This window comes from Curvibacter delicatus NBRC 14919 (genome assembly GCF_001592265.1).
GTDB classification, from domain to species: Bacteria; Pseudomonadota; Gammaproteobacteria; order Burkholderiales; family Burkholderiaceae_C; genus Hylemonella; species Hylemonella delicata.
In genome coordinates, this window is sequence record NZ_BCWP01000099.1 from 1 (window position 1) to 984 (window position 984).

1 protein-coding gene is annotated in these 984 nt (G+C 53.0%); it reads right to left on the reverse strand.

Annotated features, from left to right (window positions below; all coding sequences use genetic code 11):
* The coding region (locus CDE01S_RS18835; protein ID WP_369406376.1) for a lipopolysaccharide biosynthesis protein at positions 1-963 on the reverse strand (963 nt) is incomplete at its 3' end.
* Between the last annotated feature and the right edge of the window lie 21 nt (positions 964-984).

The window sequence follows — 984 nt, forward strand, 5'->3', positions numbered from 1 at the left end:
CCTTAGCCCGCCGATATAGATAGTGTGGGAGTACAAACTTAAACTGGAACGCTTGGAAAAGCTGATGCCAATTTCAGTTATCCAACTGACCGACTGTACGGCAGCCGCCGCCGCCAAGGGGAAGACGACAACAGCAGCTTCACTGTACCGATACGAAGCCAGGAGCTGGATCAACGATGGCGAGACCAGGTCAAGGACCATGACAGCGAAACAGATCAGAAAGCAATACAGCTTCAACACCAGGTTGTAGGTTTCAGCTGCATTCACCTCCTTGTAAATCGACGTCGAGAACGGCCCCCATGCCGTTTGAAACGAACCGACAATCAACGCCAGCAGCATGGCAACTTTGCTCCCGGCCGAATACAGCCCCAGTTGCTCAGCCCCCAGCAGGCGCTCTGTCATTGATCGCTCCAGCGCGGGAGTAAATGCCCCAGCGGCGCATATGACACCGAGCGGCACGGCAAACGGGATCAGCTCTCGAAGGTAGAAGCTCATAGGAACCAGATTTGCCTTGGCGAGGACGTAAAAAAGAGGTCGAAGCATTTCGAAGCGCTTCTTGTAGGTAGGGTAATCCGTCCAGCTCATTGGCGGGGACGCCATCGCTCGATCATATGTCTCATCGTCTAACTCAAGGCGCTTCTTGAAATATTGCACCAGGTCGCTCTCAACATGCGGAGGCTTCTGATACTCGGCCCACGCCTCCTGCCGGCTTATCTTGCCATTGCGCGCCAGCGCCGCAAGCGCGTTATTCCGAAAATCAGATTTGAATTTTTGGGGCGCATAAATGGAATGGAAGTAAGCAGTCATTCTGTTTTCGAGATGATGTCCGCCGTAATACTCCCAGCCAAATGACCTCTCCAGATATGCGCGCGCATCCTCCTTGCTATAGTCGATATACCAAAATGGACGTATTTTTCTGATCCGCGCCACCATCGTCCACCACAGAAAACGCTCAAACGTCATCAGCGGATAGGTCCTCATCGG